This window comes from Citrobacter cronae (assembly GCF_016893685.1).
Classification (GTDB): Bacteria; Pseudomonadota; Gammaproteobacteria; order Enterobacterales; family Enterobacteriaceae; genus Citrobacter; species Citrobacter werkmanii.
The window spans coordinates 3,638,011-3,663,724 of record NZ_CP069763.1 but is presented as its reverse complement, the minus strand read 5'-3'; the positions used below and the strand labels follow the sequence as shown (position 1 = coordinate 3,663,724).

Genomic DNA, 25,714 nt, shown 5'->3' with positions numbered 1-25,714 from the left:
AGCCCTCCTTACCGTCCAAGATAAACTTCAATAACCTGCTCATTAGCCTGCACATCGCGCAGGCTTCCTTCGGCCAGTACTCGCCCCTGATGCAGCACCGTGACATGGTCAGCAATCGTCTCGACAAATCCCATGTCATGCTCAACAACCATCAGCGAGTGCTTTCCGGCAAGCTGGCGAAACAGCTCCGCGGTGTATTCCGTCTCAGCATCGGTCATCCCTGCCGCCGGCTCATCAAGCAGTAGTAAATGCGGCTCCTGGACCAGCAGCATGCCGATCTCAAGAAACTGTTTTTGTCCATGCGAAAGCAGCGCGGCACGGCGTTCGCGATCGTTGCCCAGACGTAACAGCGCCAGCATTTCATCGATGCGATCCCGTTGTTCACCCGAAAGGCGAGCCCGTAAAGAACCCCAAACGGATTTATCATTTTTCAGTGCCAGCTCCAGATTCTCCGCCACCGTTAGCGCTTCAAATACCGTGGGCTTCTGAAATTTTCGTCCAATCCCCTGGCGCGCAATGGCAATAGAATCAAACGTCATTAAATCAATAGACTGATCGTAAATCGCACGACCGCTTTGCGGTCTGGTTTTGCCGGTAATGACATCCATCAACGTCGTTTTTCCGGCGCCATTAGGACCAATAATGCAGCGCAGTTCACCTACGCCAATATTGAGCGTGAGATCCGTTAGCGCCTGAAACCCATCAAAGTTCACGTTGATTTTTTCCAGCTGTAACACCGGGTCGGTTTGATTGCGAAATCTGTCCCCTGGCAACTGGCGGGTAAAAAGACCTTCATCTGGCTGCATTATTTGTCTCCTTTGCGAAACAGACCAATCACGCCACGGGGTAAAAACAGCGTAACGCCAATAAAAATCAGACCAAGAAACAGTTGCCAGTATTCGGGCATGATCACCGTAAACAGACTTTTAGCGCCGTTCACCAACACAGCGCCAAAAACCGGGCCAATCAGGGTTCCGCGACCGCCGAGGGCGACCCAAATCGCCGCTTCAATCGAGTTGGTCGGTGACATTTCGCTGGGGTTAATGATGCCCACCTGCGGAACATACAGCGCACCAGCCAGCCCGCACAATACAGCGGAAAGCGTCCACACCAGCAGCTTGAAACCTTTCGGATCATAGCCACAGAACATCAGCCGATTCTCGGCATCGCGCACGGCGGTCAGGATACGACCAAACTTACTGCGCGCCAGCGCCAGTCCCAGCCACAACGCCAGCACCAGTAGCATCACCGTCGCCAGAAACAGCGCGATACGGGTTGAGGTCGCGGTCACGGGGAACCCCAGAATAGTGGTAAATCCGGTGAAACCGTTATTTCCACCAAACCCGGTTTCGTTACGGAAAAACAGCAACATGCCTGCGAAAGTCAGGGCCTGAGTCATGATAGAGAAATAGACGCCCTTGATTTTTGAGCGAAAAGCAAACCAGCCAAACACCAGCGCCAGCAGGCCGGGCACCAGCACAACCAGCAGCATAGCCCAGATAAAATGTTGCGTTCCCCACCAAAACCAGGGCAGTTCGGTCCACGACAGAAACGACATAAAAGCCGGTAGTCCTTCGCCGGAGGCCTGACGCATCAGGTACATCCCCATCGCATATCCCCCCAGCGCAAAGAAAATGCCATGACCCAGTGAAAGCATTCCGGCATAGCCCCACACCAGATCCAGTGCCACCGCCACAATGGCATAACACAGGATTTTCCCGGCCAGCGTCAGCGTCCAGACGGAGATTGCCAGCGGATGATCCGCGGGGAGTAGCGCCAGAAATGGCAGAATAATGAGCGCCAGCAGCAAAAACAGTCCCAGGATGCGCGTCACGCGCGGCGCTTTTCGTGCCAGCGTTAATGTCATTGGCATAGTCATTAGTCAATAACCCTCCCTTTCAATGCGAAAAGTCCCTGAGGTCGTTTCTGGATAAACAGAATGATCAGCACGAGGATCATAATTTTGCCGAGAACAGCCCCCACCTGAGGCTCAAGAATTTTATTGAAGATCCCGAGACCAAACGCCGCTGCCACACTCCCGGCGAGTTGTCCAACGCCGCCAAGCACCACCACCAGAAACGAATCAATAATGTAACTTTGCCCCAGCTCCGGCCCCACGTTACCCAGCTGCGACAGCGCCACGCCACCCAGCCCGGCAATGCCTGAACCCAGTCCAAAGGCCAGCATATCGACTCGCCCGGTGGGCACGCCGCAGCAGGCCGCCATATTGCGGTTTTGCGTCACCGCGCGCACACGCAGCCCCAGACGGGTTTTATTCAACAATAGCCAGGTGAAGAACAGCACCAGCATGGCAAAGCCAAGCACCACAATTCGGTTCCACGGCAAAATCAGATTGGCATAGACCTGAATTCCCCCGGAAAGCCATGTCGGATTGGCGACTTCGAGGTTTTGCGCGCCAAAGGTCATTCGCACCAACTGGATCAGCATCAGACTGATCCCCCATGTCGCCAGCAGTGTTTCAAGCGGACGGCCATATAAATGGCGGATCACGCCGCGCTCCAGCAACATTCCTACTGCCGCGGTAAGTAAAAAGGCGACCGGAAGCGCAATGACCGGATACCAGGCTAACCATTGCGGGAGAAACTGCCCCATCAACTGTTGCACCATCCAGGTACAGTAAGCGCCGAGCATTAACATCTCGCCATGCGCCATATTGATGACGCCGAGTAACCCGTAAGTAATCGCCAGACCCAGTGCCGCCAGTAGCAAAATCGAGCCCAGAGACAGTCCCATAAAGGCTTGCCCAAGAAGATCGCCAACCTTCATGCGGTGTGCGATGGAATTCAGACTTTCGTCGGCGGCAGCGCGAACGCGGGCATCAGGTTCATGCTCTGCACGGGTGAAAGGTTGTAATTTCGCCTGGGTTTCAGGGTCGTTTGACGCCCCCAACAGTTCAATTGCCTGCCGCCTGACCTCTGGTGATGCACTGGTCAGTTGCAGGTTAGCCAGCGCAATAACCAGTGCAGATTTCACGTCAGCATCCGATTCCTGCGCCAGTCGTTGCTGTAAAAATGGCAGCATGCCAGGCATCGCCTCACGCTGTAATATGCGTGCGGCATCAGCCCTAACCGTGACACTGTCACTTAAAAGCTGATGCGCAGCCAGCGTTCCGGCGACCAGATTGCGCAGTCGGTTAGTCAGACGGACTTTTTTTAGCTCGCCGTCTGGCGCTGCCGCCGACCCCAGCGCTTGTGCTCGCGCCCCGTCCATGACAAACGCATGTTTCGCATTATCGGTCAGCAGGTTTTCATCTCGCAGCGCCTTAAGCACGGGTAAGCGCTGAAGGTCGGGATTCATCGCCCATTGTTCAAGCAAGGTGGCCTGCTGAGCCCGGTTGGCAGCGGTAAAAGTATCGGCATCTGATGCCTGCGCTATCCACGGCAAAAACCACGTCAGCAACATCACACCACGAATAAAGCGCATGACTTTCATGAGCATTCTCCTAAGCGTTGCCCTCCCGCAGGAGGGCATAAGATCAGTTGCTGGCGGTTTTTACGGGTTGTTCAGATTTTTTATCATTGCCGGCGATATACGGGCTCCACGGCTGGGCGCGGACCGGCTCATCGGTTTGCCACACCACGTTAAACTGACCATTGCTTTCAATCTCGCCAATCATGACGGGTTTGTGCAGATGATGGTTGGTGGCATCCATCGTGAGGGTAAAGCCAGATGGCGCGGCGAATGATTGCCCTGCCATTGCAGCACGGACTTTATCCACATCGGTAGTTCCGGCTTTTTCTACTGCCTGTGCCCACATATGCAGACCAACCCAGGTGGCTTCCATTGGGTCGTTTGTCACAACCGAATCCGCATTCGGTAATTTGTGCGCTTTGGCATACGCCCGGTAATCCGCGACAAACTTCTTGTTAGCCGCATTATCCACGGACTCAAAGTAGTTCCAGGCGGCAAGGTTACCTACCAACGGTTTCGTATCAATACCGCGCAATTCTTCCTCACCTACGGAGAAGGCCACCACCGGAACATCGGTGGCTTTCAGCCCCTGGTTCGCTAACTCTTTATAGAATGGAACATTAGAATCACCGTTGATGGTTGAGACCACCGCCGTTTTTCCCCCTGCGGCGAATTTTTTAATGCTGGCGACAATGGTCTGATAATCACTGTGTCCAAACGGGGTATACACCTCTTCGATGTCTTTATCGGCAACACCTTTCGAATGCAAAAAGGCACGGAGAATTTTATTAGTCGTGCGCGGATAAACATAATCAGTCCCCAGCAGGAAGAAGCGTTTCGCACTGCCGCCGTCCTCACTCATCAGATACTCAACAGCCGGGATCGCCTGCTGATTAGGCGCCGCGCCGGTATAAAAGACGTTAGGCGACATTTCCTCGCCTTCATACTGCACCGGATAAAACAGTAAACCATTTAATTCCTCGAATACCGGTAACACCGATTTACGCGAAACCGATGTCCAGCACCCGAACACCGCCGCTACTTTGTCCTGACTCAGCAACTGTCGAGCTTTTTCAGCAAATAAAGGCCAGTTCGAGGCTGGATCAACCACCACCGGCTCCAGCTTTTTGCCCAACACGCCGCCCTGCGCATTGATTTCATCAATAGTCATCAACGCCACATCTTTCAACGGCGTTTCGGAAATCGCCATCGTTCCGGATAACGAATGCATGATGCCCACTTTAATAGTGTCAGCCGCCTGGACGCTAAAACTCATGCCCATTGCCATAACGGAGGCCGATAACGCAAAAGCTTTTAAAATTGTACGACGCTGCATAGTTTCACTCCTGAAATTAGATTCGCTGAAAGCTCCGGTGCAGCCGGGCAGACAAAACGGTGCAAATTAAGGGGATTCAGAAGTGATAAGGCAAAAACGATGCCAGATATTAAAACACCATATAAAATCAAAGCATTAGAGTAGTACAGTTCAGTGGCTGGATGAAAATATTTCGCCAATAAGGCGGATCGCCAGGAAAATTGAACCACCATGAGACAGCGTTGCATTATAACCGTGCAACAATTTGCATGGGGGTCGTATAACAATGACTTTGGCACTCAGCATAAAATCGTGATTAATTTGCCGAGGATAAGCGCGCCTTGTCACTATTATTTATTTCCCCCGACAAAATCGCGTCAATTTTTTACATTTCAGACGAAATAATCATACAGTTCAGCCTTTGTTTAAGTTGCAATTGCTACTATAGTCATAAGCGAGGTGAACTTAAGGTAAGAGAGGAAACTCACAGATAAAGGAGCATTTACTATGCTGGGTAATATGAATATTTTTATGGCTGTTCTGGGAATTATTTTATTTTCCGGTTTTCTGGCCGCGTATTTTAGCCACAGATGGGATGATTGATGAACGACGATAGTCCTGCACCGAACCGGCCCCTTGTAGCGTCACTGCACAAGGGGCCATTTTTTTACCTGAATCGCCTTTCCTGCACCTTTTCCCTGGCCAGCAATAAAAAAAACCGCCGGATAAACCAGCGGTAAATGCTTGCATGGATAGATTTGTGTTTTGCTTTATACGCTATCTGGCAACTCCCTGCGAAGATAACGGATATCTGGCTAAGCTATCATCGGCAACCCCAATGAAAGCTAAACGAAACGTAACTAACGCAAAACAGCTTAGGTGATTCTCACGCGCTGAGGTGGAACGAAAGCCCATCACTGGCGTTAACCAGGGTGATCTGCTCGCGTTCATCCATAAACATACAGCGATTTCTGCCGCTCTGTTTTCCCTGGTACATCGCTCTGTCAGCCCGTCCAAGAGCGGTATCTAATTTTTCATCCCGCTGAGCTCTGGTGATACCGCCCGTTACGGTGATAGCGATCTCTCCATCTGCGTAAGGGATTTTTTGCTGGCCAACAAGCTGACACAATCGCAACCCAGCCTGGCGGGCCTGCTCATCAGTTTTCGTTCGGATGATGATAATGAACTCTTCGCCACCGTAGCGGTAAGCTTGTTCATCATATCGCGTCCATGCCAGAAAATTTGCTGCCAGAGCGCGTAATACTACGTCCCCCACAAGATGACCATACGTATCATTAACGTGTTTAAAACGGTCGATATCCAGCAGCAATATATAAAGGTTAAGCGGTTCGGCATCGATTAACTGTTGGTCAAAAGACTCATCGAGCATTCTTCTGCCCGGTAAGCCTGTTAATATGTCGATATTGCTCCGGATACTCAGCAAATATATTTTATAGTCCATTACAGCAGACGTAAATGCCAGTAACGCGTCCTCGAATTTGGTGAAATGCCATGGATAACTCCGTTTCTCCAGTATTGCCAATAGCAAATCCTTGCCTGATAAATGCATTTTTTCATGAACAGTATTTATCTTATTCACATAGCTACAATCATCTTCATTGCGCAGCGATTGATTATTAAGCCACTGTCCAAATTGGCAAACAAAATGCGCGTTGTCACCCATGATATCTGGTTGCGTAGCATTCGAGGTTACTGCGCAACGGAACATATTCACCAGCCATTTATAGTGGGCATCAATTGACTTGTTCAACTCGATCAAAATTGCATCTATTTCCATCGTATTTCTCATCATCACGATCTTCCTCCCTGTTCGAACGTTTCTGATGCAATCATCTTAACGATAAAAAAGAAAATTTATGTAATTTTTTATTTGAGAATAAATCTTATCAGGTGCAATAATGAACAGTAAGATAAGACCGGGCATCACGCCCGGCTCAATTTTTTTCTGACAGTGCCTTACGCGCTCAAACCACGATGTTCCAGCATCGGCTCCATACGGGGATCGCGCCCGCTCCACTGGCGATAAAGTTCAGCTAAATCAGTACTGTTCCCGCGGGACAAAATCGCTTCGCGGAATTTCTGCCCGTTTTCGCGGGTTAATCCACCCTGATCTACAAACCACTGATAGCCGTCATCAGCCAACATTTGCGTCCATAAATAAGCGTAATAACCCGCAGCATAGCCGCCGCCGAAGATATGGGCAAAATAACTGCTACGATAACGTGGCGGCACGGCCTGAAGATCCAGATCTTCTGCCGCCAGCGCCTGCTGCTCGAATTGATCAACTGAATAAGATGACGCCTTCGTCTCCAGACTGTGCCAACGCATGTCCAACAATGCGGCACTGAGCAGTTCGGTCATATCGTAGCCTTTATTAAACAAGCTGGCCCGCTGCATTTTATCCCGCAACGCCTGCGGCATTGGCTCCCCGGTTTCGACATGACGGGCAAATCGGGCAAAAACCTGCGGATGGCTCGCCCAGTGTTCGTTAATCTGCGAAGGAAACTCGACAAAATCACGCGGAGTGTTAGTGCCTGAAAGCGTGGCATAACGCTGAGTGGCAAACAGACCGTGTAACGTGTGGCCAAACTCATGAAATAATGTAATGACATCATCCCACAGCAGTAACGCCGGCTTACCCGTTACGGGTTTTTGATAATTACAGACATTGTAAATAACGGGTCGGGTTTCGTTAAGCTCCGATTGCTCAACAAAATTGCCCATCCATGCCCCGCCGCTTTTTGATTCACGGGCGAAGAAATCACCATAAAACAACGCCAGTCCTACGCCATCGTGGTCGAAAATTTCCCATACCCGAACATCCGGGTGATAAACCGGAATGTCGAATCGCTCAACGAATTTGATACCAAAGAGCTGATTGGCCGTCCAGAAAACGCCCTCGTTCAACACCGTATCCAGAGCAAAGTAAGGTTTAAGCTGTGCCTCATCAAGGGCGTATTTCTCGCGGCGGACCTGCTCAGCATAAAATGCCCAGTCCCAGGCCCTGACGCTAAACTGCCCCTGCTCTTGATCGATGACTTTCTGGGTTTCAGCCTGTTCATCCAACGCACGCTGGCGCGCGGCCGGAACGATCGCTCGCATAAACGAAAGTGCCGCCTCAGGCGTTTTAGCCATCTGGTCAGCGATTTTCCAGGCCGCATAATTGGCAAAACCGAGTAATTTTGCCTGTTGCATGCGGATGTCGACCAGACGCTGAATAATAGCCCGGGTATCGTTATCGTCATCGTGTTCGGCCCGCGTCCACGCCTGGGTAAACAGGTCTTCACGGATCTGGCGATCGCGTAACACGGCAAGCACCGGTTGTTGAGTGGTATTCAATAACGGAATAACCCAACGTGATTCAAGCCCCTTTTCTTTTGCAGCCTCAGCGGCAACGGCAATTTCTTCGGCGCTAAGTCCGTCAAGCCGCCGGACATCATCCACCACCAAAGCACCGGACTTGTTCGCCGCCAGCAGACGCTGATTAAACTGACTGGTCAGCGTGGCTGACTCGGTGTTGAGCGCTTTGAGGCGTGCTTTGTCTGCCTCATTGAGGCGCGCGCCTGCCAGTACAAAACGCTGGTGGACAACCTCAACGAGACGCATTGATTCGCTATCCAAACCTAAGGTATGACGTCGTTGCCAGACTGCATCGACGCGGGCGAAAAGCGCGCCATCAAGATAGATATCATTGGCAAGTCCCGCCAGCTCTGCTGAGAACGCTTCGTCAAGGCGTTGTAGTTCATCGTTAGTGTGCGCCGCCGTCATCGCAAAGAAAACGCTGATTACGCGCGTGAGCAGCGCGCCGCTTTGTTCAAGCGCCAGCAACGTGTTAGCAAAATCCGGGTCCTGTGGGTTTTGTACAATTGCCGCGATCTCCTCGCGTTTTTGCCGCACGCCCTCATCAAACGCCGGACGATAATGCTGCACGTCAATCTGATCAAACTGCGGTGCCTGATACGGCAATGTACTGTGGTGTAAAAAAGGATTCGTTAACGACATCTTTCACTCCTGAAAACGATTTGTTTACCAGAGTAGACTTCCCGGGAATCGACCGCAATCCTGTTAACCAGGAATAGCTCTGACCGGAAATGACGTGCTATGGTAGTACTACATAAAAAGCGTTGAGGAACAGTGAGATGATCGTTTTAGTAACCGGAGCAACCGCAGGTTTTGGTGAGTGCATTACGCGTCGTTTTATTGAGAATGGGCATAAAGTTATTGCCACCGGACGCCGCCAGGAGCGCCTGCAGGAACTCAAAGATGAGCTGGGTGACCGCCTCTATACCGCGCAACTGGACGTACGTAATCGCGCATCGATTGAAGAGATGCTGGCGTCCTTACCTGCTGAATGGCGCGATATTGATGTTCTGGTCAACAACGCAGGTCTGGCACTGGGCCTCGAACCTGCCCACAAGGCCAGCATTGAAGACTGGGAAAACATGATCGATACCAACAACAAAGGCCTGGTTTATATGACCCGTGCCGTGCTGCCTGGTATGGTTGAGCGCAATCGCGGACATATTATCAATATCGGCTCTACCGCGGGTAGCTGGCCATACGCCGGCGGTAACGTTTATGGCGCGACCAAAGCGTTTGTCCGTCAGTTTAGCCTCAACTTACGTACTGACTTACACGGGACAGCGATTCGTGTTACCGACATTGAGCCGGGTCTGGTTGGCGGTACGGAATTCTCTAACGTGCGTTTCAAAGGCGATGATGCCAAGGCTGAAAAAACTTACGAAAATACCACCGCGCTGACCCCACAAGATGTTACAGAAGCGGTATGGTGGGTGGCTTCGTTACCCGCTCATGTCAACATTAACACCCTTGAAATGATGCCTGTCACACAGTCTTTTGCCGGGCTGAGTATCCATCGGAGCTAATTTCTCTGCCCGGCCTTGCGCCGGGTATAGATAGCCTGAAATAAGTGATAAAATATCTGGGTTAACTCTCTAAAAAGTAAGAATGAATGACCGTAGAAACGCAGCTCAACCCTACACAGCCTGTAAATCAGCAGATTTACCGTATTCTTCGTCGTGATATCGTGCACTGTCTGATTGCGCCGGGTACGCCGCTGTCGGAGAAAGAAGTTTCTGTACGCTTTAATGTGTCACGCCAGCCGGTCCGAGAGGCATTCATCAAACTGGCAGAGAACGGTCTGATTCAGATCCGTCCGCAGCGTGGCAGCTACGTGAACAAAATTTCGCTGTCGCAGGTGCAAAATGGCTGTTTTGTTCGCCAGGCGATTGAATGTGCCGTGGTCCGCCGCGCCGCCGCCCTGATCACCGATAAACAGTGCTATCAGCTCGAACAGAATCTGCATCAGCAGCGTATCGCGATTGACCGAAAACAAATTAATGATTTCTTCCAGCTTGACGATGAGTTTCATCAGAAACTGGCTTTAATCGCCGAATGCCAGCTCGCCTGGGACACCGTCGAGAATATAAAGGCCACCATTGACCGCGTTCGCTATATGAGCCTGGATCACATTTCTCCTCCTGAAATGCTGCTGCGCCAGCATCACGATATCTTTGCCGCACTTGAAAAACATGATGGTGACGGCGTCGAGCGTGCAATGATGCTGCACCTTCAGGAAATCGGTGAGTCTGTTCAGCTTATTCGCCAGGAAAATAGCGACTGGTTCAGCGAAGATTAATATGACGCTCACCTCTCTGCGGGGTGAGTTTTTCAACGTTTTCCCCTCTCCTGCACATCTGCCTAAAAAAAGCTGTGACTTTGATCGAAAACAAAAAAAATCATTAACGAGAAGCGTATTTATATTGCGCCCGTTACGTGGGACTAAAAGCCCACGGGCTTTGACGGTGAGTTGGAAAGGAGAAAACACCATGAAAACATACGATCGTAACCGTAACGCAATCACCACTGGCAGTCGCGTCATGATTAGCAACACCGGACTCACAGGCCGCATTACAGCGATAGATACCGATGGCCTGACCGCTGAGCAAATTCGCCGTGGCAAAACAGTGGCAATCGAAGGGTGTGAAGGCAAATATGCCCCACTCGAGTTGATTCGTTTGGGCATGAACTAATTGGTGTGAATGCCAGAAAACACTGCGCCATCTGGCCCGTTTAAAGCCAGATGGCGACATAAATGATGCCCTTCGTTACTTCAGTTTTGCAGCATACTTCGCAACCGTTGCCTTTGCCCCTTCAGCCAGTAAAGCAAGATAGGCTTCTGTGACCTGGTTTTTGAACAGTTCTACCTGCGGTAATTCGCGACCAAAAATGGCATCAATCGCCAGTAAGGCCTGAACGCGCGCTTCCCCCTCGTGACTACTGCGGACCGCAGTCTGGATCACTGGCAACAGCGGATCGCTGATTTCAATCGCCTGACCGTGTTCATCCACACCGCCGACATAGCGCATCCAGGCGGCTACGCCCAGTGCCAGCAGCGCAAAATGGCTGCCATGCGCAATGTGCCAACGAATTGAATCGAGCATACGCTGCGGCAGTTTTTGGCTACCATCCATCGCAATCTGCCAGGTACGGTGACGCAGTGCCGGGTTGCTGTAGCGCTCAATGAGCAGATCGGCATAGTGTTGCAGATCCACCCCTTTCACTTTCAGCGTCGGCGCCTGTTCCTGCAACATCAACGCTCGCGCGGCAAGACGATAATTTTCATCCTCCATGCTGTCGTTGATATGCTGATAACCCGCCAGATAACCAAGATAGGCAAGGAAAGAGTGACTGCCGTTGAGCATACGCAGTTTCATCTCTTCAAACGGAATCACATCCGATACCAGCTCCGCCCCGGCCTTTTCCCATGCCGGACGACCGGCGACAAAGTTATCTTCAATTACCCACTGACGGAACGGTTCACAGGCTACGCCTGCCGGGTCGCGTACCCCGGTGATGTGTTCAATTTTGTCCAGCGTCTCCGGGGTAACCGCAGGAACAATGCGGTCTACCATTGTAGAGGGGAACGTCACATGCTGTTCGATCCAGGCAGCCAGTTCAGCATCTACCGCCCGGGCATACGCGGTGACGACATTGCGCATAACGTGGCCGTTTTCAGGCATGTTGTCGCAGGACATCACGGTAAATGCGGCTAATCCCGCAGCTTTGCGACGCGCCAGGGCTTCAACCACCACGCCTGGCGCAGTTTTTGGTTGTTTTGGATTTTGCAGATCGGCGGCAATCATGGGGTTGTCTAACATCAGTTGACCCGTCGCCGGAGAGTGGCAATATCCTTTCTCGGTGATGGTGAGAGAAACGATCGCCACCAGCGGTTCACACATCGCAGCCAGTACGCTTTCCAGACCATCTACCTGCGCATGCAGCGCGTTTTTCACCACACCAACGACTCTGGCAGTCCACGCATCCGCAGACATCTCCGCAACGGTATACAAATTATCTTGCTGTTTCAGATCGGCAATCTGCTGCTCACCGCCAATCAGATTCACTTCGCAATAGCCCCAGTCACTGCCGTGTTCTGCAGCCAGGATGTCAGCATAAACACCCTGATGTGCGCGATGAAACGCGCCAAATCCCAGATGAACAATACGCGGGATCAGAGTAGTACGATCGTAGTCAGGAAGCGCAGCCTTTGCCGCTAACAGCTTGTTTTGCATGGTATGACCTACTTATCAATGAAATCAGGACTGTCTCAGAGTAACGCCTGCAGGGTTGTATGTTTTGATTTGCATTAAGCTTTTTATGATTGGTATGACATCATTTAAAGCTGTGTAATAGCATGAACGGAGCATGACCGCCCCGTCCATGCTACAGCCAGGTCTTAGCTTGCCTGGGTCGCCGAGCAACGAACTTTATCCGTCTGACTCACTTCAGCGGCATCCTCAAGCACGCTCAGGTCGCGGTCTTTGACCTCCGGCATCAACAACGCGGACACCAGACCGATCAGTGAGTAGGCAATAACCATCGCCAGAATTGGCCACCAGGAATTGGTCATGTTGCAGAAAATACCGGCCAGAACCGGCCCAAAACCAACGGCTACCAATCCGCCCGCCTCTTTTGAAATCGCCATTCGCGTAAACCGATTGCGGGCACCAAATATTTCAGCCATGGTGATATTTTCGAGAGCAAATAATCCCAACACAGCAAAGTTATGAATAACAATCAATGCTGACATGATAACGCCAGGGCTATACGTTTTATCCACTACAATAGACAACATCGGGTAAGACAAAATAATGGCTGAGATATTGAGGATAATATATGGCAATCGACGACCAAATTTATCAGACAACCAACCGAGCAGCGGTATGGTAATAAATCCCAGTACCGAGCTAATCATTAATGCATCAGTGGGGATTGATTTATCAAACAACAAAGTCTGCACTAAATAACCGGCGAGGAATGTCTGGATTAATCCTGAGTTACCCGCCTGTCCAAAACGTAAACCGGTGGCCAGCCAGAAGGATTTACTGGTAAACATCGCGCCCAGCGTATTTTCCGACGAATTGTTTAATGCAGGCGCATTTTCCTCATTATTCACTTTCTCAAATACCGGACTTTCTTTGAGATTCATACGTAACCAGATGGCAAAGATCATCACCACAACACTGGCCAGGAACGGAATGCGCCATCCCCAGGCTAGTAATTCTTCACGGTCAAGAGCAAAGAACATCACCGCCCAGATGGCCGTTGCGCTAAGGGTCCCACAGTTGGTACCCATGGCGACAAGTGAGGAAATAATCCCACGTTTTCCTTTCGGCGCATACTCGGCAAGCATAGTACCCGCCCCGGAGATCTCAGCCCCCGCTCCAAGTCCTTGCACAATACGCAGCGTCACCAGCAGTATGGGCGCAAAGATACCAATTTGCGCATACGTTGGCAGCACGCCGATTAATGTTGTACAAATCCCCATCATTGTGATCGTGATAAACAACACCTTTTTACGCCCGATGCTGTCCCCCATCTTGCCAAATATAAATGCCCCGACGATACGAGCAATATATCCTGCGCCGTAGGTTCCCATTGCTAAAATGAGAGCCATCGCCGCAGATTGTTCCGGGAAAAATATCTCATGGAATACCAGTGCGGCACCCAAAGAATATAACTGAAAATCCATAAATTCGAGCGCAGTACCTAACCATCCGGATACGGCGGCTCTGACCAGATCTGTGGTGGATCTTTCGTGTTTTTCTTGATTCATATTGGCTATCTCTTAGAGGTAAGATGCGTACCACTTACTCGCAGTTATTTATATTATTCAGTGAATGTGAGTAAAACTTTGCAGCAGTGCTGCTGATCTTTCTCAAACAATTCAATTGCGTCTGTAACGTGGTGATAGTCAAAAGTATGGGTAATAAGTTGATTAGGGCTAATAAGTCCGTTAACCAACCAATCAATAACAACCGGGAATTTATTGGCATTTAATCTTGAGGAATAAATTGAAAGTTCTTTCCCGGTAATACCCTGCTGAACAATCTGACAAGGTTCGCTAGAGAAGCCCATCAGAACAATTCGCGCGGCTGGCGATGCCAGCGTAATAGCCTCCTGTAAAATGGATGGATGACAGGCCGCATCTACGATGATCGTCGGCTTAAGCTCTTTTTCCGCCAGGAAATCGTGCAAAGATTGCTGACCGTTATTTATTACCCAGTCAGCACCGCACCGTTTCGCCATGCTCAGGCGTTCTTCGATTCTGTCGGCAATCACCACCGTTTTTACCTTATAGACACGTTTAAGCGCCTGTACGGTGGTCAGCCCCATAGGCCCTGCGCCATAAATCAGCGCAATATCATTTTCTGTGGGTTTAATTTGCCCGGTTACGTTCGCGGCGATGGTAAAAGGCTCGACCATGACGGCATGTTCATCTGGTACGGTATCGGGGATCGGCCAGGCATTTTTTGCCGGCACTACGGCGTACTCGCTAAAACCACCATCGCGATGAACACCCAGCACCACCAGCGATGTGCAAACGTTGGGTTTACCTATCGAACAGGGATAGCAATGCCCGCAACTGATAACGGGATCAACGGACACTCGCTCACCTATTCGCGAACGATCGACACCTTCACCTACCTCATCGATCACGCCAAAAAATTCGTGGCCGATAACGCGAGGATATTGCGCAAATGGATTATGCCCGCGGTAAATATGGCTATCGGAACCACAAATTCCCGCCAGTTTTACCTTCACCCTGACCTCTCCCGCTGCTGGCTCTGGAACGGGCCGTTCGGCAATGACCAGCGTATTTGGTTTTTCAATCACAACACTTTTCATAGCAAATCACTCCTTACCAGTTCCACAACGTACCATCTTCCAGGCGAGCGACAGGCAGATATGCCGGGTCATACGGATATTTCGCGGCCAGTTTTTCGTCAAACTCGATACCAAGGCCTGGCTTATCGCCCGGGTGCATGTAGCCGTTATCAAAAGTCCAGTTATGCGGGAACACTTCCAGCATTTGCTCGGAATACCCCATATATTCCTGAACGCCGAAGTTCGGCACCCACAGATCAAAATGCAGTGCTGCGGCCATGCATACGGGTGACAGATCGGAAGGTCCATGTGACCCCGTGCGTACCTGATACAACGAGGCAAAATCGGCAATACGGCGCATACCGGTAATACCGCCCGCATGGGTAATGGTGGTGCGGATATAGTCGATCAACTGTTCTTCGATCAGTTGTTTGCAATCCCAGATGCTATTGAAGACTTCCCCTACTGCAATCGGCGTGACCGTATGCTGGCGGATCAGGCGGAAACACTCCTGGTTTTCGGCTGGTGTGGGATCTTCCATCCAGAACAGACGATATTGTTCAATGCTTTTGCCAAACCGGGCAGCTTCAATCGGCGTCAGGCGATGGTGCATGTCATGTAGCAGATGTTCGTTAAAACCAAATTTATCGCGAACGGCGGCAAACAGTTTCGGCGTGAAATCGAGGTATTTCTCTGTAGACCACAGCTGCTCTTCCGGCCACTGCCCTTTGGTCGCGGGTTCGTAGGCCAAACCTTTGCCTTTAGACATACCGTAAGTGGTTTTCATGCCCGGTACGCCGCACTGTACGCGAATCGCTTTAAAGCCCATCTCTTTATGTCGCGCGTAATCCTCCAGCACATCATCTACGGTATGCCCTGTGGTGTGGCAGTAAACCATGACCCCTTCACGCGATGCGCCGCCGAGCAACTGATACAACGGCATGTTCGCCGCTTTCGCTTTGATATCCCACAATGCCATATCCACTGCGGAAATCGCCGACATGGTGACCGGCCCCCGACGCCAGTACGCGCCTTTATAGAAAAACTGCCAGATGTCTTCGATTCGATGCGCGTCGCGTCCGATAAGTTGCGGACAGACATGATCTTTCAGATAGGACGCCACGGATAACTCGCGGCCATTTAAGGTGGCATCTCCCAGCCCGGTGATCCCGTCTTCTGTCGTTATTTTTAACGTAACAAAATTACGCCCCGGGCAGGTGACAAAAACTTCAGCCCCGACAATCTTCATTTTTTATTCCTTACATCTGTTCTTGTGATGCAGGAAATTTACTCAACTGAGCTACTACCATACAAGTATAAAGATCGAAAAAGCCCTCGTTGATCACAAAAAAGGCGCTATGCGCGCCCCCATCCAGCCACGATAATCAGCATCCCGCACAAGGCCACCAGCGCACCAGACCAGTCATACAGGCTGAGTTTTACGCCATCGACAAAGCGCAGCCATAGCAGCGCAGTGACAACATAAACGCCGCCATAGGCCGCGTAAACTCGCCCACTCGCGGCCGGATGCAGCGTCAACAGCCAGACGAATAAGGCCAGAGACACTCCGGCGGGTACCAACAACCACGCCGTCGCGCCTCGTTTAAGCCACAGCCAGGGTAAAAAACAGCCGATGATTTCGCATAAAGCAGTGACGAAAAAGAGAAAGGTAGTCTTCAGCATTGACGTTATTCAGTTATCTTCGGTTTAACCATGATACGACAGAATATCGCCAACGTATCCATATCCGCTCAGTGGGTATGCCCTGAAGCAGGAATAGTGTAGAATTTAACCCTGTTTTATCGTTTTTCCCTTTCTCATAAAAGGAATTCGTTATGAATATTACACTGACCAAACGTCTGTGTCTGACGGCTATGCTGACGCTTGCGGCGGCTGTGTACACCTCTTCAGCATTTGCTGAAACCAGTAAACTGGTCATTGAATCCGGGGACAGTGCGCAAAGCCGTCAACAGGCCGCCATGGAAAAGGAACAATGGAACGATACGCGCCAGTTACGTCAGAAAGTGAACAAGCGTACTGAGAAAGAGTGGGACAAAGCCGACGCGGCCTTTGATAGCCGTGATAAGTGCGAACAGAGCGCCAATATTAACGCCTACTGGGAACCTAACACCCTGCGCTGCCTCGACCGTCGTACTGGCCGTACCGTTGCACCATAATGGCTATGCACCCTAAAGGATATTGCAAGGATACAATATGACTAGCGCCCTCAGTGTTAAGCTGCGCCCGCTGGAGCGTGAAGATTTACGTTTTGTCCACCAGCTTGATAACAACGCCAGCGTTATGCGTTACTGGTTCGAAGAGCCTTACGAAGCGTTTGTTGAGCTGTCAGACCTGTACGACAAGCATATTCACGACCAAAGCGAACGTCGCTTCGTGGTGGAATGCGAAGGTGAAAAAGCCGGGCTGGTGGAGCTGGTAGAGATTAACCACGTCCACCGCCGGGCTGAATTCCAGATTATTATTTCGCCTGAATATCAGGGTAAAGGTCTGGCTTCGCGGGCGGCAAAGCTGGCGATGGATTATGGTTTTACCGTCCTCAACTTATATAAGCTGTATCTGATCGTCGATAAAGAGAACGAAAAAGCCATCCACATCTACCGTAAACTCGGCTTTATGGTGGAAGGTGAACTGATTCATGAATTCTTTATTAACGGCCAGTACCGCAACACCATCCGTATGTGTATTTTCCAGCAGCAGTATTTGGCGGAACACAAAACGTCAGGTCCTAACCTGCTACAACCTACCGCTCAGTAAAGGCGACTAGTAGTAATCGATGGTGTTTTCAATCGAATAATGATGTTCAACTGCTGGCTTCACGCTTTCGTCGACGATAACCAGCTGGCAGTTGACCGGGTTGGCGTAGTTATCGTACTTACACGTTTGCCTGACATTACCTAATGGATGATTGTTCAGCATACTCACCGCCGTGTAATCCAGCTTCTTCAGCGGATCAACCGACGGTTTGGCATCAACCTGTAAGGTATTGTCTTTACTGACAGTAGTTTTACCCAGCGGGTAGCCTTCTGCGTCATAGCGGTACTGGACTTTCATCTCTTTTCCTGTGGCGGAAACGACAAAGCCGTTATCGTCGGTATCCCACACCACACCGGCAGCAGGCAGTTCCGCTAGCTGGCATTTACCCTGCAAGCGGATCTTTTTTTCCAGCGTTTCGGCATCGCGATAGTAGTTGGCATCCAGAACCAGCGCCATGCCGGTATTGTTTTCGATATCGTGCAGTTCAAGCGTATCGAAACACCCTTCCTGCGAGAGCGTACCGACAACGCGCTTGGAAACTTCACCTTTATCATTTAGAAGCGTCTGACTGAAATCTTTCACTGGTCCACGCAGCGGATCGAAATCAAATTCATTGGAAAAACTGGCCATTTCCGGCGTAAAAGAAACCAGCCCTTTGGCGTTATCACACCCGACCAGTACGGCGCACAGGAAAACTAACAGGGTCTGTTTCTTCACATTTTTCACCTGGATAAGAAGATAATTCTCAATCATATTAGCAAATACAGTTATTTACACCAGAAATGCTACTCTTAGTTCATGTCGATCATAAAAGGAGCTGATGATGAAATACATAACAGGAATTGCCGCAATCTTACTGGTAGCTGCCTCCCCGCAAGTTCTGGCGGCGCCAGCGTCCTGCGAACGCGTTAAGAGCGATATTGAGCAGCGCATCATAAATAATGGCGTAGCGGAATCCAGCTTTACGCTGAGTATCGTCCCCAACGATCAGGCCGATCAACCTGATTCACTGGTAGTGGGGCATTGTGCAAACGATACGCATAAGATTCTCTATACCCGGACCAACAGTGGCAACGCCCCCGCCAATAGCACGCCAGCTCAGGACGGGCATGCTGCCGAGCCGCAATAAAATAAATAGTGCCCTCCGCTCGCGGAGGGTCGCTCCCCTTTGATATGCATTAAGGCGACATGCCTATAAGTGGGTAAACTCACTCCATTATTAGCATGCTATTAATTTCGTTATAGAAATTAATATATAGCGATAACTATAATGGAGGGAGTTATGTCTGAAACTGAGCAATATGGAGGCATCAGCCGCAGGACGTTAGTGAAATCCTCGGCTATTGGTTCGCTGGCGCTTGCCGCAGGCGGACTCTCATTACCTTTCGGAATGCGCTCCGCAGCGGCTGCGGTACAACAAGCATTACAACCAGCAGAAGAAAAAGTCGTTTGGGGGGCTTGTTCCGTGAACTGCGGAAGCCGTTGTGCCCTGCAACTTCATGTCAAAGACGATGAGGTCGTATGGGTAGAATCCGATACGACCGGGGATGATATTTATGGTCAGCACCAGGTTCGCGCCTGTTTGCGTGGTCGTTCTATCCGTCGCCGAATTAATCATCCGGATCGCCTCAACTATCCAATGAAACGCGTGGGTAAGCGCGGTGAAGGTAAATTTGAGCGCATAACCTGGCAGGAAGCCCTGGATACTATCAGCGCCAGTTTGAAAAATACCGTACAGAAATACGGTAATGAAGCCGTGTATATCAACTACACCTCTGGCATTGTCGGCGGCAATATTACACGCTCCTCCCCTTATGCCTCACTGGTCGCTCGCCTGATGAACTGCTATGGCGGATTCCTGAGCCATTACGGTACCTATAGCACCGCGCAAATCGCGGCGGCAATGCCTTATACCTATGGCTCAAACGAAGGCAACAGTACCTCAGACATCGAAAACACGAAACTGGTGGTGATGTTCGGCAATAACCCTGCCGAAACGCGCATGAGCGGCGGCGGCATAACTTACTTTCTGGAGCAAGCCCGGGAGCGCTCTAACGCCCGGATGATCGTCATTGACCCCCGCTATACCGATACTGCAGCGGGTCGAGAGGATGAGTGGATCCCTATTCGTCCGGGCACCGACGCTGCACTCGTAGCGGGAATCGCCTGGGTCATGATTAACGAAGATCTTGTCGATCAGGCGTTTCTCGACAAATATTGCGTCGGTTATGACGAGAAAACCCTGCCCGCCGATGCCCCCGTTAACGGGCATTACAAAGCTTATATTCTTGGCAACGGTGATGACGGTATCGCCAAAACGCCACAATGGGCCTCGCACATCACCGGGATCCCAGCCGAGCGCATAATCAAACTGGCAAGGGAAATCGGCAGCACTAAACCGGCGTATATTTGCCAGGGTTGGGGTCCTCAACGTCAGGCTAACGGTGAACTAACCTCACGCGCGATCGCCATGTTGCCTATTCTGACCGGCAACGTCGGCATCAACGGCGGCAATAGCGGCGCACGAGAATCAACCTACACCATCACGATTGAGCGCATGCCACTGCCTGAAAATCCCATCAAGACTCAGATATCCTGCTTTAGCTGGACCGACGCCATCGTCCGGGGCCCGGAAATGACCGCTACCCGCGATGGCGTTCGTGGGAAAGATAAGCTCGACGTGCCGATAAAATTTATCTGGAACTATGCGGGCAACACCATCACCAACCAGCACTCAGATATCAATAAAACGCATGAGATCCTTCAGGACGAGACGAAATGCGAAATGATAGTGGTCATCGAAAACTTCATGACATCTTCGGCCAAATATGCCGATATTCTGCTGCCTGATTTAATGACCGTCGAACAGGAGGATATTATTCCCAACGACTACGCGGGCAACATGGGGTACCTCATTTTTATTCAACCCGCGACGTCGCCTAAGTTCGAACGTAAACCGATCTACTGGATAATGAGCGAAGTAGCGAAACGTCTTGGCGACGATATCTACCAACGTTTTACTGAAGGCCGTACCCAGGAACAGTGGCTCCAGTATCTGTATGCAAAAATGCTGGCTAAAGACCCCGCGCTCCCTTCTTATGACGAGCTGAAGAAAATGGGGATCTATAAACGCAAAGATCCCAACGGACACTTTGTCGCTTACAAAAAATTCCGCGACGATCCGCAGGCCAACCCGCTCAAAACCCCCTCTGGCAAGATTGAAATCTACTCCAGCCGACTGGCGAAAATTGCCAACTCCTGGGAGTTGCAAAAGGATGAGGTGATAAGCCCACTTCCCATTTACGCCTCAACGTTTGAAGGATGGGACGATCCAAAACGCAGTTCATTCCCGTTGCAGTTGTTTGGTTTCCACTACAAATCCCGCACCCACTCCAGCTACGGGAATATTGATGTTCTCCAGGCATCCTGCCGCCAGGAAATATGGATCAACCCCGTCGATGCCCAAAAGCGGGGAATCAGAAACGGCGATATGGTGCGGGTCTTTAACGATCGTGGTGAAGTGCGTATCCCGGCCAAAGTGACGCCGCGGATCCTGCCCGGCGTAAGCGCAATGGGTCAGGGCGCATGGCACGATGCCGATATGGCTGGCGATAAAATTGACCATGGCGCCTGCGTCAATACGCTGACAACCCAGCGACCTTCACCGCTGGCAAAAGGCAACCCACAGCACACTAACCTGGTCGAGATCGAGAAGGTTTAAGGACTAGCCCATGACAACTCAGTATGGATTTTTTATTGATTCCAGTCGTTGCACCGGGTGCAAAACCTGCGAACTGGCCTGCAAAGACTACAAAGATCTCACGCCTGAGGTGAGCTTTCGACGGATTTATGAATACGCGGGCGGTGACTGGCAGGAGGATAACGGCGTCTGGCATCAGAACGTTTTTGCCTACTATCTCTCCATCTCCTGTAACCACTGCGAGGATCCAGCCTGCACCAAGGTATGTCCTAGTGGGGCTATGCATAAGCGCGAAGATGGTTTTGTCGTGGTGGATGAAGACGTATGCATCGGCTGTCGCTACTGCCACATGGCCTGCCCATACGGCGCGCCGCAGTACAATGCAGCTAAAGGTCATATGACCAAGTGCGATGGCTGTCATGATCGTGTCGCCGAGGGCAAAAAGCCTGTCTGCGTCGAGTCCTGTCCGCTACGCGCGCTGGACTTTGGTCCGCTTGATGAGCTGCGCAAAAAACATGGTGAGCTGGCGGCGGTTGCCCCGTTACCGGGCGCGCATTTTACCAGGCCGAGTATTGTGATTAAACCCAATGCCAATAGCCGCCCGACCGGGGATACCACGGGTTTTCTGGCTAATCCGAAGGAGGTGTAAAATGGGAAATGGATGGCATGAATGGCCGCTGGTCCTGTTTACGGTGCTGGGTCAATGTGTGGCCGGGGCGCTGATCGTGAGTGGGTATGGCTGGTTAACCACCAAAGACGATGTGGCAAAACAACGTATCGTGCGCAATATGTTTTTTCTGTGGCTGGTAATGGGCATCGCCTTTCTCGCCTCAATAATGCATTTAGGTTCACCGCTACGCGCGTTTAACTCGCTGAACAGAATCGGCGCATCGGCGCTCAGTAACGAAATCGCCAGCGGTTCGCTGTTTTTCGCGGTTGGTGGCCTGTGGTGGCTGGTGGCGTTTCTCGGTAAAATGCCGGCGACGTCAGGTAAAATCTGGCTGCTGCTCAGCATGTTGCTTGGTCTGGTTTTTGTTCTGGCGATGACTAACGTCTACCAGATAGACACCGTTCCGACCTGGTATAATGGCTATACTACGCTGGCGTTTTTCATGACGATGTTGCTGAGTGGCCCGCTGTTTGCCGCTCTGCTGCTACGCGCTGCGAGCGTGTCGTTTAACGCCGCCAGATTCGCCGGAATCAGCATACTTGCCCTGCTGGTGAGTGTGGCCGTTATCGTTTTGCAGGGCGTATCGCTCAGCGAAATTCACAGTTCGGTACAACACGCCAGCGCTCTGGTTCCCGACTACGCAAGCTTACAGGTCTGGCGCATCGTGATGCTGGCTGCGGGGCTGGGTTGCTGGATATGCCCGCTAATTCGTCGCAAAGAACCGGCTGTCGGCGGATTGGCGCTGGGTTTAATTTTCGTGCTTGCCGGTGAAATTATTGGCCGCGGTTTGTTTTATGGCTTACATATGACAGTCGGAATGGCTGTTGCAGGTTAATACTCGGGTGCGGGGCAACCCGCACTTTTCAGGATTGTTTGCATGACCCATTTTTCACAACGTGACAACTTCTCTACCGCGGCGCGCGTATTGGGTGCGCTGTTCTACTATGCGCCAGACAGTACAGAAGCTTCTGCGCTGGTCAGTGCGCTAAAAACCGATGGCTGGCAGGCGCAGTGGCCGCTTGAACCCACGGCCCTTTCTGCGCTGGCTGAACAACTGCAGACCGAGGCTGATGAGCCGCTCCCGCAAGCCTGGCAGCGACTGTTTGTCGGCCCTTACGCGCTACCTTCTCCGCCCTGGGGTTCCGTCTGGCTGGATCGTGAAAATGTCTTGTTTGGCGATTCCACGCTGGCATTACGTCAGTGGATGCGGGACAACGGGATCCAGTTTGCCGTGCAGCAAAATGAACCGGAAGATCACTTTGGCGCGCTGCTGTTACTGACGGCCTGGCTTGCTGAAAATGGACGCCACACCGAGTGCGAACAGCTGTTAGCCTGGCATCTGCTACCATGGTCAACGCGTTTCCTTGACGTGTTTATCGAACATGCGAACCACCCGTTCTACCGGGCTCTGGCAGAACTGGCGCGCCTGACGCTGGCAAAGTGGCGATCGCAATTATTAATTCCAGTAGCCGATAAGCCTTTGTTTCGTTAATGTCGCCACAGGCAGGATGTATCCTGCCTGCATAATACCGTTGCGCACGCTGAGCTTTTGCTTCTGTTGCCAAATAGCCGCAAAATAAAGCCTCTGAATTTCCCTGTCTGGCCACTCATGCACCATTTACATGCTTATCCTGACCTGCGCGCTATGTTTCGCCGCCTGCTGATCGCCGCGCTGATTGGTATCCTTGCCGCGTTGGCCGTCGCAGGCTTTCGCCATGCCATGTTCCTTCTTGAATGGTTGTTCCTGAGCAACGACACGGGCAGTCTGGTCAATGCGGCGACAAATCTTTCTCCGTTAAGACGCATGCTGACGCCCGCGCTGGGCGGCCTGGCAGCTGGCTTACTGCTCTGGGGTTGGCAAAAATTCAACCGTTTACGACCACAGGCTCCCACAGATTACATGGAAGCCCTGCAAACGGACGGTCAATTCGACGTCAGCGCCAGCCTGGTAAAGTCACTGGCATCGTTACTGGTTGTCGCCAGCGGCAGTGCTATCGGGCGTGAAGGTGCCATGATTTTGCTGGCGGCGCTGGCCGCGTCCAGCTTTGCTCAACGTTTCACACCGCGCGCCGAATGGAAATTATGGATCGCCTGTGGAGCGGCAGCAGGTATGGCCGGCGCGTATCATGCCCCGCTGGCGGGCAGTTTATTTATTGCTGAAGTCCTGTTTGGCACGATGATCCTCGCCTCGCTGGGACCGGTGGTGGTATCCGCCGTCGTCGCCTTGCTGACCACCAATGTACTGAGCGACAGCAATGCGTTGCTTTATGCCGTGCACTTCACACGGGAACTGCATGTGATGGAATACGCCATGATTGTCAGCACAGGTCTGGTTGCCGGCGTCTGCGGTCCGTTGTTTATGTGGTTGATGACCGCCAGCCATAACGGTTTTTTGCGCTTAAAACTCTCGCCACCGTGGCAACTGGCGCTTGGCGGGCTGATCGTTGGCCTGTTGTCGCTGCTCACTCCTGCCGTTTGGGGAAATGGCTACAGCGTGGTGCAGTCATATCTGCTCTCGCCACCGCTATTGACCGTGGTTAGCGGGATCTTTATCTGCAAATTACTGGCGGTGCTTGCCAGCAGTGGCTCCGGTGCGCCGGGCGGGGTGTTTACGCCAACGCTGTTTGTCGGTCTGTCTGTCGGCATGCTGCTGGGACGGACGTGGGGATTATGGCTTCCGGGTCCGGATGAAATTGCCATTCTGCTGGGATTAACGGGGATGGCCACGCTACTGGCAGCAACCACGCATGCGCCAATTATGTCTACATTGATGGTTTGTGAAATGACCGGGGAGTATCGCTTGCTCCCCGGATTACTGATCGCTTGCGTGGTGGCGTCAGTGCTGTCGAGAACGTTACGCCAGGACTCTATCTACCGACAGCACGCTGCCAAGCATTGACAGACGGATATACTGTGACAGCTCTCGCTGCTCTGCGCGAGGCAGATACGGCAGTTCGCCGATTAGCGGCGCAGGTAATTTTTTGCTCAGCACGTCAATGATTTCCGCATAATGCGCCAGCCCTGGGTTGATTCGGTTTGCGACCCAGCCAAGCAGCGGCAATCCGTCGCTGGCGATCGCCTGTGCGGTAAGAATGGCATGATTAATACAACCTTCCTGGATACCCACCACCATCAGCACCGGCATTTGTTCCTGTACCACCCATTCAGATAGCGGACGCAGATCGTTCATCAGACTCCGCCAGCCGCCGGTACCTTCCACGACAACGTGATCGACTTTTTCGCTCAGGCTTGCGAGACCGTTGGATAGCAAGGTGTAATTGACCGGACCACTATGCGCTACGCTGCTTTCGTCCTCGCTCAGCGCAATCGGGTTGACCGCCTCATACGGCAGTTCGATAGATGAAACACTTTGCAGCACCAGCGCATCTTTGTTGCGCAAACCTTCAGGTGTCTCCTTACTTCCTTTGGCTACCGGTTTGTAGCCCGCGACACTTTTACCCCCTGACGCCAACGCTTGTAGTAATGCGCGGGAAACCACGGTCTTCCCAACAGAAGTGTCTGTACCTGTAATAAAGAAACGCTTCAGCATCACTAACTCCACCGTTATGCTTTGAAAATATAAGTCAGGAAAATAAAACAGTGGAGAAAG

At 51.5% G+C, this 25,714-nt stretch carries 26 protein-coding genes; 13 read left to right on the top strand and 13 right to left on the bottom strand.

All coding sequences use genetic code 11. The features are described from left to right. Window positions 1-8: 8 nt before the first annotated feature. Genes urtD through urtA form a run of 4 tightly spaced genes read right to left on the bottom strand, consistent with a single transcriptional unit; the run spans window position 9 to window position 4,768 of the window. The gene (gene urtD / locus JSN25_RS15805; RefSeq protein WP_204525112.1) at window positions 9-806 is read right to left on the bottom strand and encodes an urea ABC transporter ATP-binding protein UrtD; all 798 of its coding nucleotides are present in this window, start codon (window positions 804-806) and stop codon (window positions 9-11) included. Next, window positions 806-1,879 carry an urea ABC transporter permease subunit UrtC gene (gene urtC, locus JSN25_RS15800; protein WP_006684597.1) on the bottom strand — a complete coding sequence of 358 codons (1,074 nt, stop codon included), beginning with the start codon at window positions 1,877-1,879 and terminating at the stop codon, window positions 806-808. The genes urtD and urtC overlap by 1 nt, the downstream gene beginning before the upstream one ends. Further along, window positions 1,879-3,453: an urea ABC transporter permease subunit UrtB gene (gene urtB, locus JSN25_RS15795; protein WP_204525111.1), complete on the bottom strand. Its 1,575-nt coding sequence runs from the start codon at window positions 3,451-3,453 to the stop codon at window positions 1,879-1,881. The genes urtC and urtB overlap by 1 nt, the downstream gene beginning before the upstream one ends. A gap of 43 nt (window positions 3,454-3,496) precedes the next feature. Then, on the bottom strand, window positions 3,497-4,768 hold the full coding sequence (urtA, locus tag JSN25_RS15790; RefSeq protein WP_038640537.1) for an urea ABC transporter substrate-binding protein: 1,272 nt from the start codon (window positions 4,766-4,768) through the stop codon (window positions 3,497-3,499). Window positions 4,769-5,254: 486 nt separating this feature from the next. On the opposite strand from urtA, the gene mgtS reads away from it, so the two are divergent. Together mgtS and JSN25_RS22475 are read left to right on the top strand one after the other, a co-directional pair. Next, window positions 5,255-5,350, top strand: a complete 96-nt coding sequence (mgtS, locus tag JSN25_RS15785; protein WP_003032406.1) for a protein MgtS — start codon at window positions 5,255-5,257, stop codon at window positions 5,348-5,350. Then, the gene (locus JSN25_RS22475) at window positions 5,350-5,487 is read left to right on the top strand and encodes a hypothetical protein (protein WP_419866971.1); all 138 of its coding nucleotides are present in this window, start codon (window positions 5,350-5,352) and stop codon (window positions 5,485-5,487) included. Before mgtS ends, JSN25_RS22475 begins: the two co-directional genes overlap by 1 nt. A gap of 146 nt (window positions 5,488-5,633) precedes the next feature. Here JSN25_RS22475 and JSN25_RS15780 read toward each other — a convergent pair whose 3' ends face one another. After that, a complete protein-coding gene (locus JSN25_RS15780; protein ID WP_087856385.1) occupies window positions 5,634-6,560 on the bottom strand; it encodes a diguanylate cyclase in 927 nt (308 codons plus the stop codon). A 164-nt stretch (window positions 6,561-6,724) separates the two neighbouring features. Further along, a complete protein-coding gene (gene dcp, locus JSN25_RS15775; RefSeq protein ID WP_204525110.1) occupies window positions 6,725-8,770 on the bottom strand; it encodes a peptidyl-dipeptidase Dcp in 2,046 nt (681 codons plus the stop codon). A 137-nt stretch (window positions 8,771-8,907) separates the two neighbouring features. Between dcp and ydfG the strand changes: the two genes are divergently transcribed. From ydfG to ydfZ, 3 genes are all read left to right on the top strand, one after another. Beyond that, window positions 8,908-9,654, top strand: a complete 747-nt coding sequence (gene ydfG, locus JSN25_RS15770) for a bifunctional NADP-dependent 3-hydroxy acid dehydrogenase/3-hydroxypropionate dehydrogenase YdfG (RefSeq protein ID WP_038640530.1) — start codon at window positions 8,908-8,910, stop codon at window positions 9,652-9,654. Window positions 9,655-9,740: 86 nt separating this feature from the next. After that, entirely contained in the window at window positions 9,741-10,427 is a 687-nt protein-coding gene (locus tag JSN25_RS15765; RefSeq protein ID WP_085048244.1) for a GntR family transcriptional regulator, read from the top strand. A 190-nt stretch (window positions 10,428-10,617) separates the two neighbouring features. Then, the gene (ydfZ, locus tag JSN25_RS15760; protein WP_038640526.1) at window positions 10,618-10,821 is read left to right on the top strand and encodes a putative selenium delivery protein YdfZ; all 204 of its coding nucleotides are present in this window, start codon (window positions 10,618-10,620) and stop codon (window positions 10,819-10,821) included. Window positions 10,822-10,896: 75 nt separating this feature from the next. Here the strand turns inward: ydfZ and JSN25_RS15755 are convergent, their stop codons facing one another. From JSN25_RS15755 to JSN25_RS15735, 5 genes are all read right to left on the bottom strand, one after another. Further along, window positions 10,897-12,363, bottom strand: coding sequence for a mannitol dehydrogenase family protein (locus JSN25_RS15755; protein ID WP_204525109.1), 1,467 nt, complete (start codon window positions 12,361-12,363; stop codon window positions 10,897-10,899). Window positions 12,364-12,527: 164 nt separating this feature from the next. After that, the gene (locus JSN25_RS15750) at window positions 12,528-13,907 is read right to left on the bottom strand and encodes an MFS transporter (RefSeq protein ID WP_204525108.1); all 1,380 of its coding nucleotides are present in this window, start codon (window positions 13,905-13,907) and stop codon (window positions 12,528-12,530) included. Between the two features lie 53 nt (window positions 13,908-13,960). After that, the gene (locus tag JSN25_RS15745; protein ID WP_137347258.1) at window positions 13,961-14,980 is read right to left on the bottom strand and encodes a Zn-dependent oxidoreductase; all 1,020 of its coding nucleotides are present in this window, start codon (window positions 14,978-14,980) and stop codon (window positions 13,961-13,963) included. 13 nt (window positions 14,981-14,993) lie between these two features. Continuing rightward, the gene (gene rspA / locus JSN25_RS15740; protein WP_003832907.1) at window positions 14,994-16,208 is read right to left on the bottom strand and encodes a starvation-sensing protein RspA; all 1,215 of its coding nucleotides are present in this window, start codon (window positions 16,206-16,208) and stop codon (window positions 14,994-14,996) included. Between the two features lie 107 nt (window positions 16,209-16,315). Next, window positions 16,316-16,642 (bottom strand): YnfA family protein, encoded by a 327-nt coding sequence (locus JSN25_RS15735; RefSeq protein WP_038640517.1) that lies wholly within the window; start codon window positions 16,640-16,642, stop codon window positions 16,316-16,318. A 152-nt stretch (window positions 16,643-16,794) separates the two neighbouring features. Here JSN25_RS15735 and JSN25_RS15730 point away from each other — a divergent pair, with 152 nt between their 5' ends. Together JSN25_RS15730 and speG are read left to right on the top strand one after the other, a co-directional pair. Beyond that, the gene (locus tag JSN25_RS15730; RefSeq protein ID WP_038640515.1) at window positions 16,795-17,136 is read left to right on the top strand and encodes a DUF1283 family protein; all 342 of its coding nucleotides are present in this window, start codon (window positions 16,795-16,797) and stop codon (window positions 17,134-17,136) included. A 37-nt stretch (window positions 17,137-17,173) separates the two neighbouring features. Then, window positions 17,174-17,734, top strand: a complete 561-nt coding sequence (speG, locus tag JSN25_RS15725) for a spermidine N1-acetyltransferase (RefSeq protein ID WP_038640513.1) — start codon at window positions 17,174-17,176, stop codon at window positions 17,732-17,734. 6 nt (window positions 17,735-17,740) lie between these two features. Here speG and JSN25_RS15720 read toward each other — a convergent pair whose 3' ends face one another. Next, a complete protein-coding gene (locus JSN25_RS15720; RefSeq protein WP_038643159.1) occupies window positions 17,741-18,451 on the bottom strand; it encodes a YnfC family lipoprotein in 711 nt (236 codons plus the stop codon). Between the two features lie 103 nt (window positions 18,452-18,554). On the opposite strand from JSN25_RS15720, the gene JSN25_RS15715 reads away from it, so the two are divergent. The 6 genes from JSN25_RS15715 to clcB all read left to right on the top strand — a co-directional run bounded on the left by JSN25_RS15715 (window position 18,555) and on the right by clcB (window position 25,003). After that, window positions 18,555-18,863, top strand: coding sequence for a DUF1161 domain-containing protein (locus JSN25_RS15715; RefSeq protein WP_114140354.1), 309 nt, complete (start codon window positions 18,555-18,557; stop codon window positions 18,861-18,863). A 153-nt stretch (window positions 18,864-19,016) separates the two neighbouring features. Further along, window positions 19,017-21,455 carry a selenate/tellurate reductase subunit YnfE gene (gene ynfE, locus JSN25_RS15710; protein ID WP_110498089.1) on the top strand — a complete coding sequence of 813 codons (2,439 nt, stop codon included), beginning with the start codon at window positions 19,017-19,019 and terminating at the stop codon, window positions 21,453-21,455. Between the two features lie 10 nt (window positions 21,456-21,465). Beyond that, window positions 21,466-22,083, top strand: coding sequence for a dimethylsulfoxide reductase iron-sulfur subunit DmsB (gene dmsB / locus JSN25_RS15705; protein ID WP_150345011.1), 618 nt, complete (start codon window positions 21,466-21,468; stop codon window positions 22,081-22,083). 1 nt (window position 22,084) lies between these two features. Continuing rightward, entirely contained in the window at window positions 22,085-22,939 is an 855-nt protein-coding gene (locus JSN25_RS15700) for a dimethyl sulfoxide reductase anchor subunit family protein (RefSeq protein ID WP_069324165.1), read from the top strand. A 42-nt stretch (window positions 22,940-22,981) separates the two neighbouring features. Continuing rightward, window positions 22,982-23,596: a Tat proofreading chaperone DmsD gene (gene dmsD, locus JSN25_RS15695; protein ID WP_204525107.1), complete on the top strand. Its 615-nt coding sequence runs from the start codon at window positions 22,982-22,984 to the stop codon at window positions 23,594-23,596. A 117-nt stretch (window positions 23,597-23,713) separates the two neighbouring features. Next, entirely contained in the window at window positions 23,714-25,003 is a 1,290-nt protein-coding gene (gene clcB / locus JSN25_RS15690) for a voltage-gated ClC-type chloride channel ClcB (protein WP_038640501.1), read from the top strand. On the opposite strand, the gene bioD is transcribed toward clcB, so the two are convergent. Further along, a complete protein-coding gene (bioD, locus tag JSN25_RS15685) occupies window positions 24,959-25,654 on the bottom strand; it encodes a dethiobiotin synthase (RefSeq protein ID WP_121529033.1) in 696 nt (231 codons plus the stop codon). The two genes, clcB and bioD, sit on opposite strands and share 45 nt — an antisense overlap. Window positions 25,655-25,714 lie beyond the last annotated feature (60 nt).

Coding starts and splice junctions, on each gene's coding strand:
- urtC (WP_006684597.1), bottom strand. CDS start 1,879: ATGACTATGCCAATGACATTAACGCTGGCACGAAAAGCGCCGCGCGTG.
- urtD (WP_204525112.1), bottom strand. CDS start 806: ATGCAGCCAGATGAAGGTCTTTTTACCCGCCAGTTGCCAGGGGACAGA.
- JSN25_RS15745 (WP_137347258.1), bottom strand. CDS start 14,980: ATGAAAAGTGTTGTGATTGAAAAACCAAATACGCTGGTCATTGCCGAA.
- JSN25_RS15780 (WP_087856385.1), bottom strand. CDS start 6,560: ATGATGAGAAATACGATGGAAATAGATGCAATTTTGATCGAGTTGAAC.
- bioD (WP_121529033.1), bottom strand. CDS start 25,654: ATGCTGAAGCGTTTCTTTATTACAGGTACAGACACTTCTGTTGGGAAG.
- JSN25_RS15765 (WP_085048244.1), top strand. CDS start 9,741: ATGACCGTAGAAACGCAGCTCAACCCTACACAGCCTGTAAATCAGCAG.
- JSN25_RS22475 (WP_419866971.1), top strand. CDS start 5,350: ATGAACGACGATAGTCCTGCACCGAACCGGCCCCTTGTAGCGTCACTG.
- dmsD (WP_204525107.1), top strand. CDS start 22,982: ATGACCCATTTTTCACAACGTGACAACTTCTCTACCGCGGCGCGCGTA.
- urtB (WP_204525111.1), bottom strand. CDS start 3,453: ATGAAAGTCATGCGCTTTATTCGTGGTGTGATGTTGCTGACGTGGTTT.
- ydfZ (WP_038640526.1), top strand. CDS start 10,618: ATGAAAACATACGATCGTAACCGTAACGCAATCACCACTGGCAGTCGC.
- JSN25_RS15735 (WP_038640517.1), bottom strand. CDS start 16,642: ATGCTGAAGACTACCTTTCTCTTTTTCGTCACTGCTTTATGCGAAATC.
- speG (WP_038640513.1), top strand. CDS start 17,174: ATGACTAGCGCCCTCAGTGTTAAGCTGCGCCCGCTGGAGCGTGAAGAT.
- dcp (WP_204525110.1), bottom strand. CDS start 8,770: ATGTCGTTAACGAATCCTTTTTTACACCACAGTACATTGCCGTATCAG.
- JSN25_RS15700 (WP_069324165.1), top strand. CDS start 22,085: ATGGGAAATGGATGGCATGAATGGCCGCTGGTCCTGTTTACGGTGCTG.
- clcB (WP_038640501.1), top strand. CDS start 23,714: ATGCACCATTTACATGCTTATCCTGACCTGCGCGCTATGTTTCGCCGC.
- JSN25_RS15730 (WP_038640515.1), top strand. CDS start 16,795: ATGAATATTACACTGACCAAACGTCTGTGTCTGACGGCTATGCTGACG.
- rspA (WP_003832907.1), bottom strand. CDS start 16,208: ATGAAGATTGTCGGGGCTGAAGTTTTTGTCACCTGCCCGGGGCGTAAT.
- JSN25_RS15715 (WP_114140354.1), top strand. CDS start 18,555: ATGATGAAATACATAACAGGAATTGCCGCAATCTTACTGGTAGCTGCC.
- dmsB (WP_150345011.1), top strand. CDS start 21,466: ATGACAACTCAGTATGGATTTTTTATTGATTCCAGTCGTTGCACCGGG.
- mgtS (WP_003032406.1), top strand. CDS start 5,255: ATGCTGGGTAATATGAATATTTTTATGGCTGTTCTGGGAATTATTTTA.
- JSN25_RS15755 (WP_204525109.1), bottom strand. CDS start 12,363: ATGCAAAACAAGCTGTTAGCGGCAAAGGCTGCGCTTCCTGACTACGAT.
- urtA (WP_038640537.1), bottom strand. CDS start 4,768: ATGCAGCGTCGTACAATTTTAAAAGCTTTTGCGTTATCGGCCTCCGTT.
- JSN25_RS15750 (WP_204525108.1), bottom strand. CDS start 13,907: ATGAATCAAGAAAAACACGAAAGATCCACCACAGATCTGGTCAGAGCC.
- ydfG (WP_038640530.1), top strand. CDS start 8,908: ATGATCGTTTTAGTAACCGGAGCAACCGCAGGTTTTGGTGAGTGCATT.
- ynfE (WP_110498089.1), top strand. CDS start 19,017: ATGTCTGAAACTGAGCAATATGGAGGCATCAGCCGCAGGACGTTAGTG.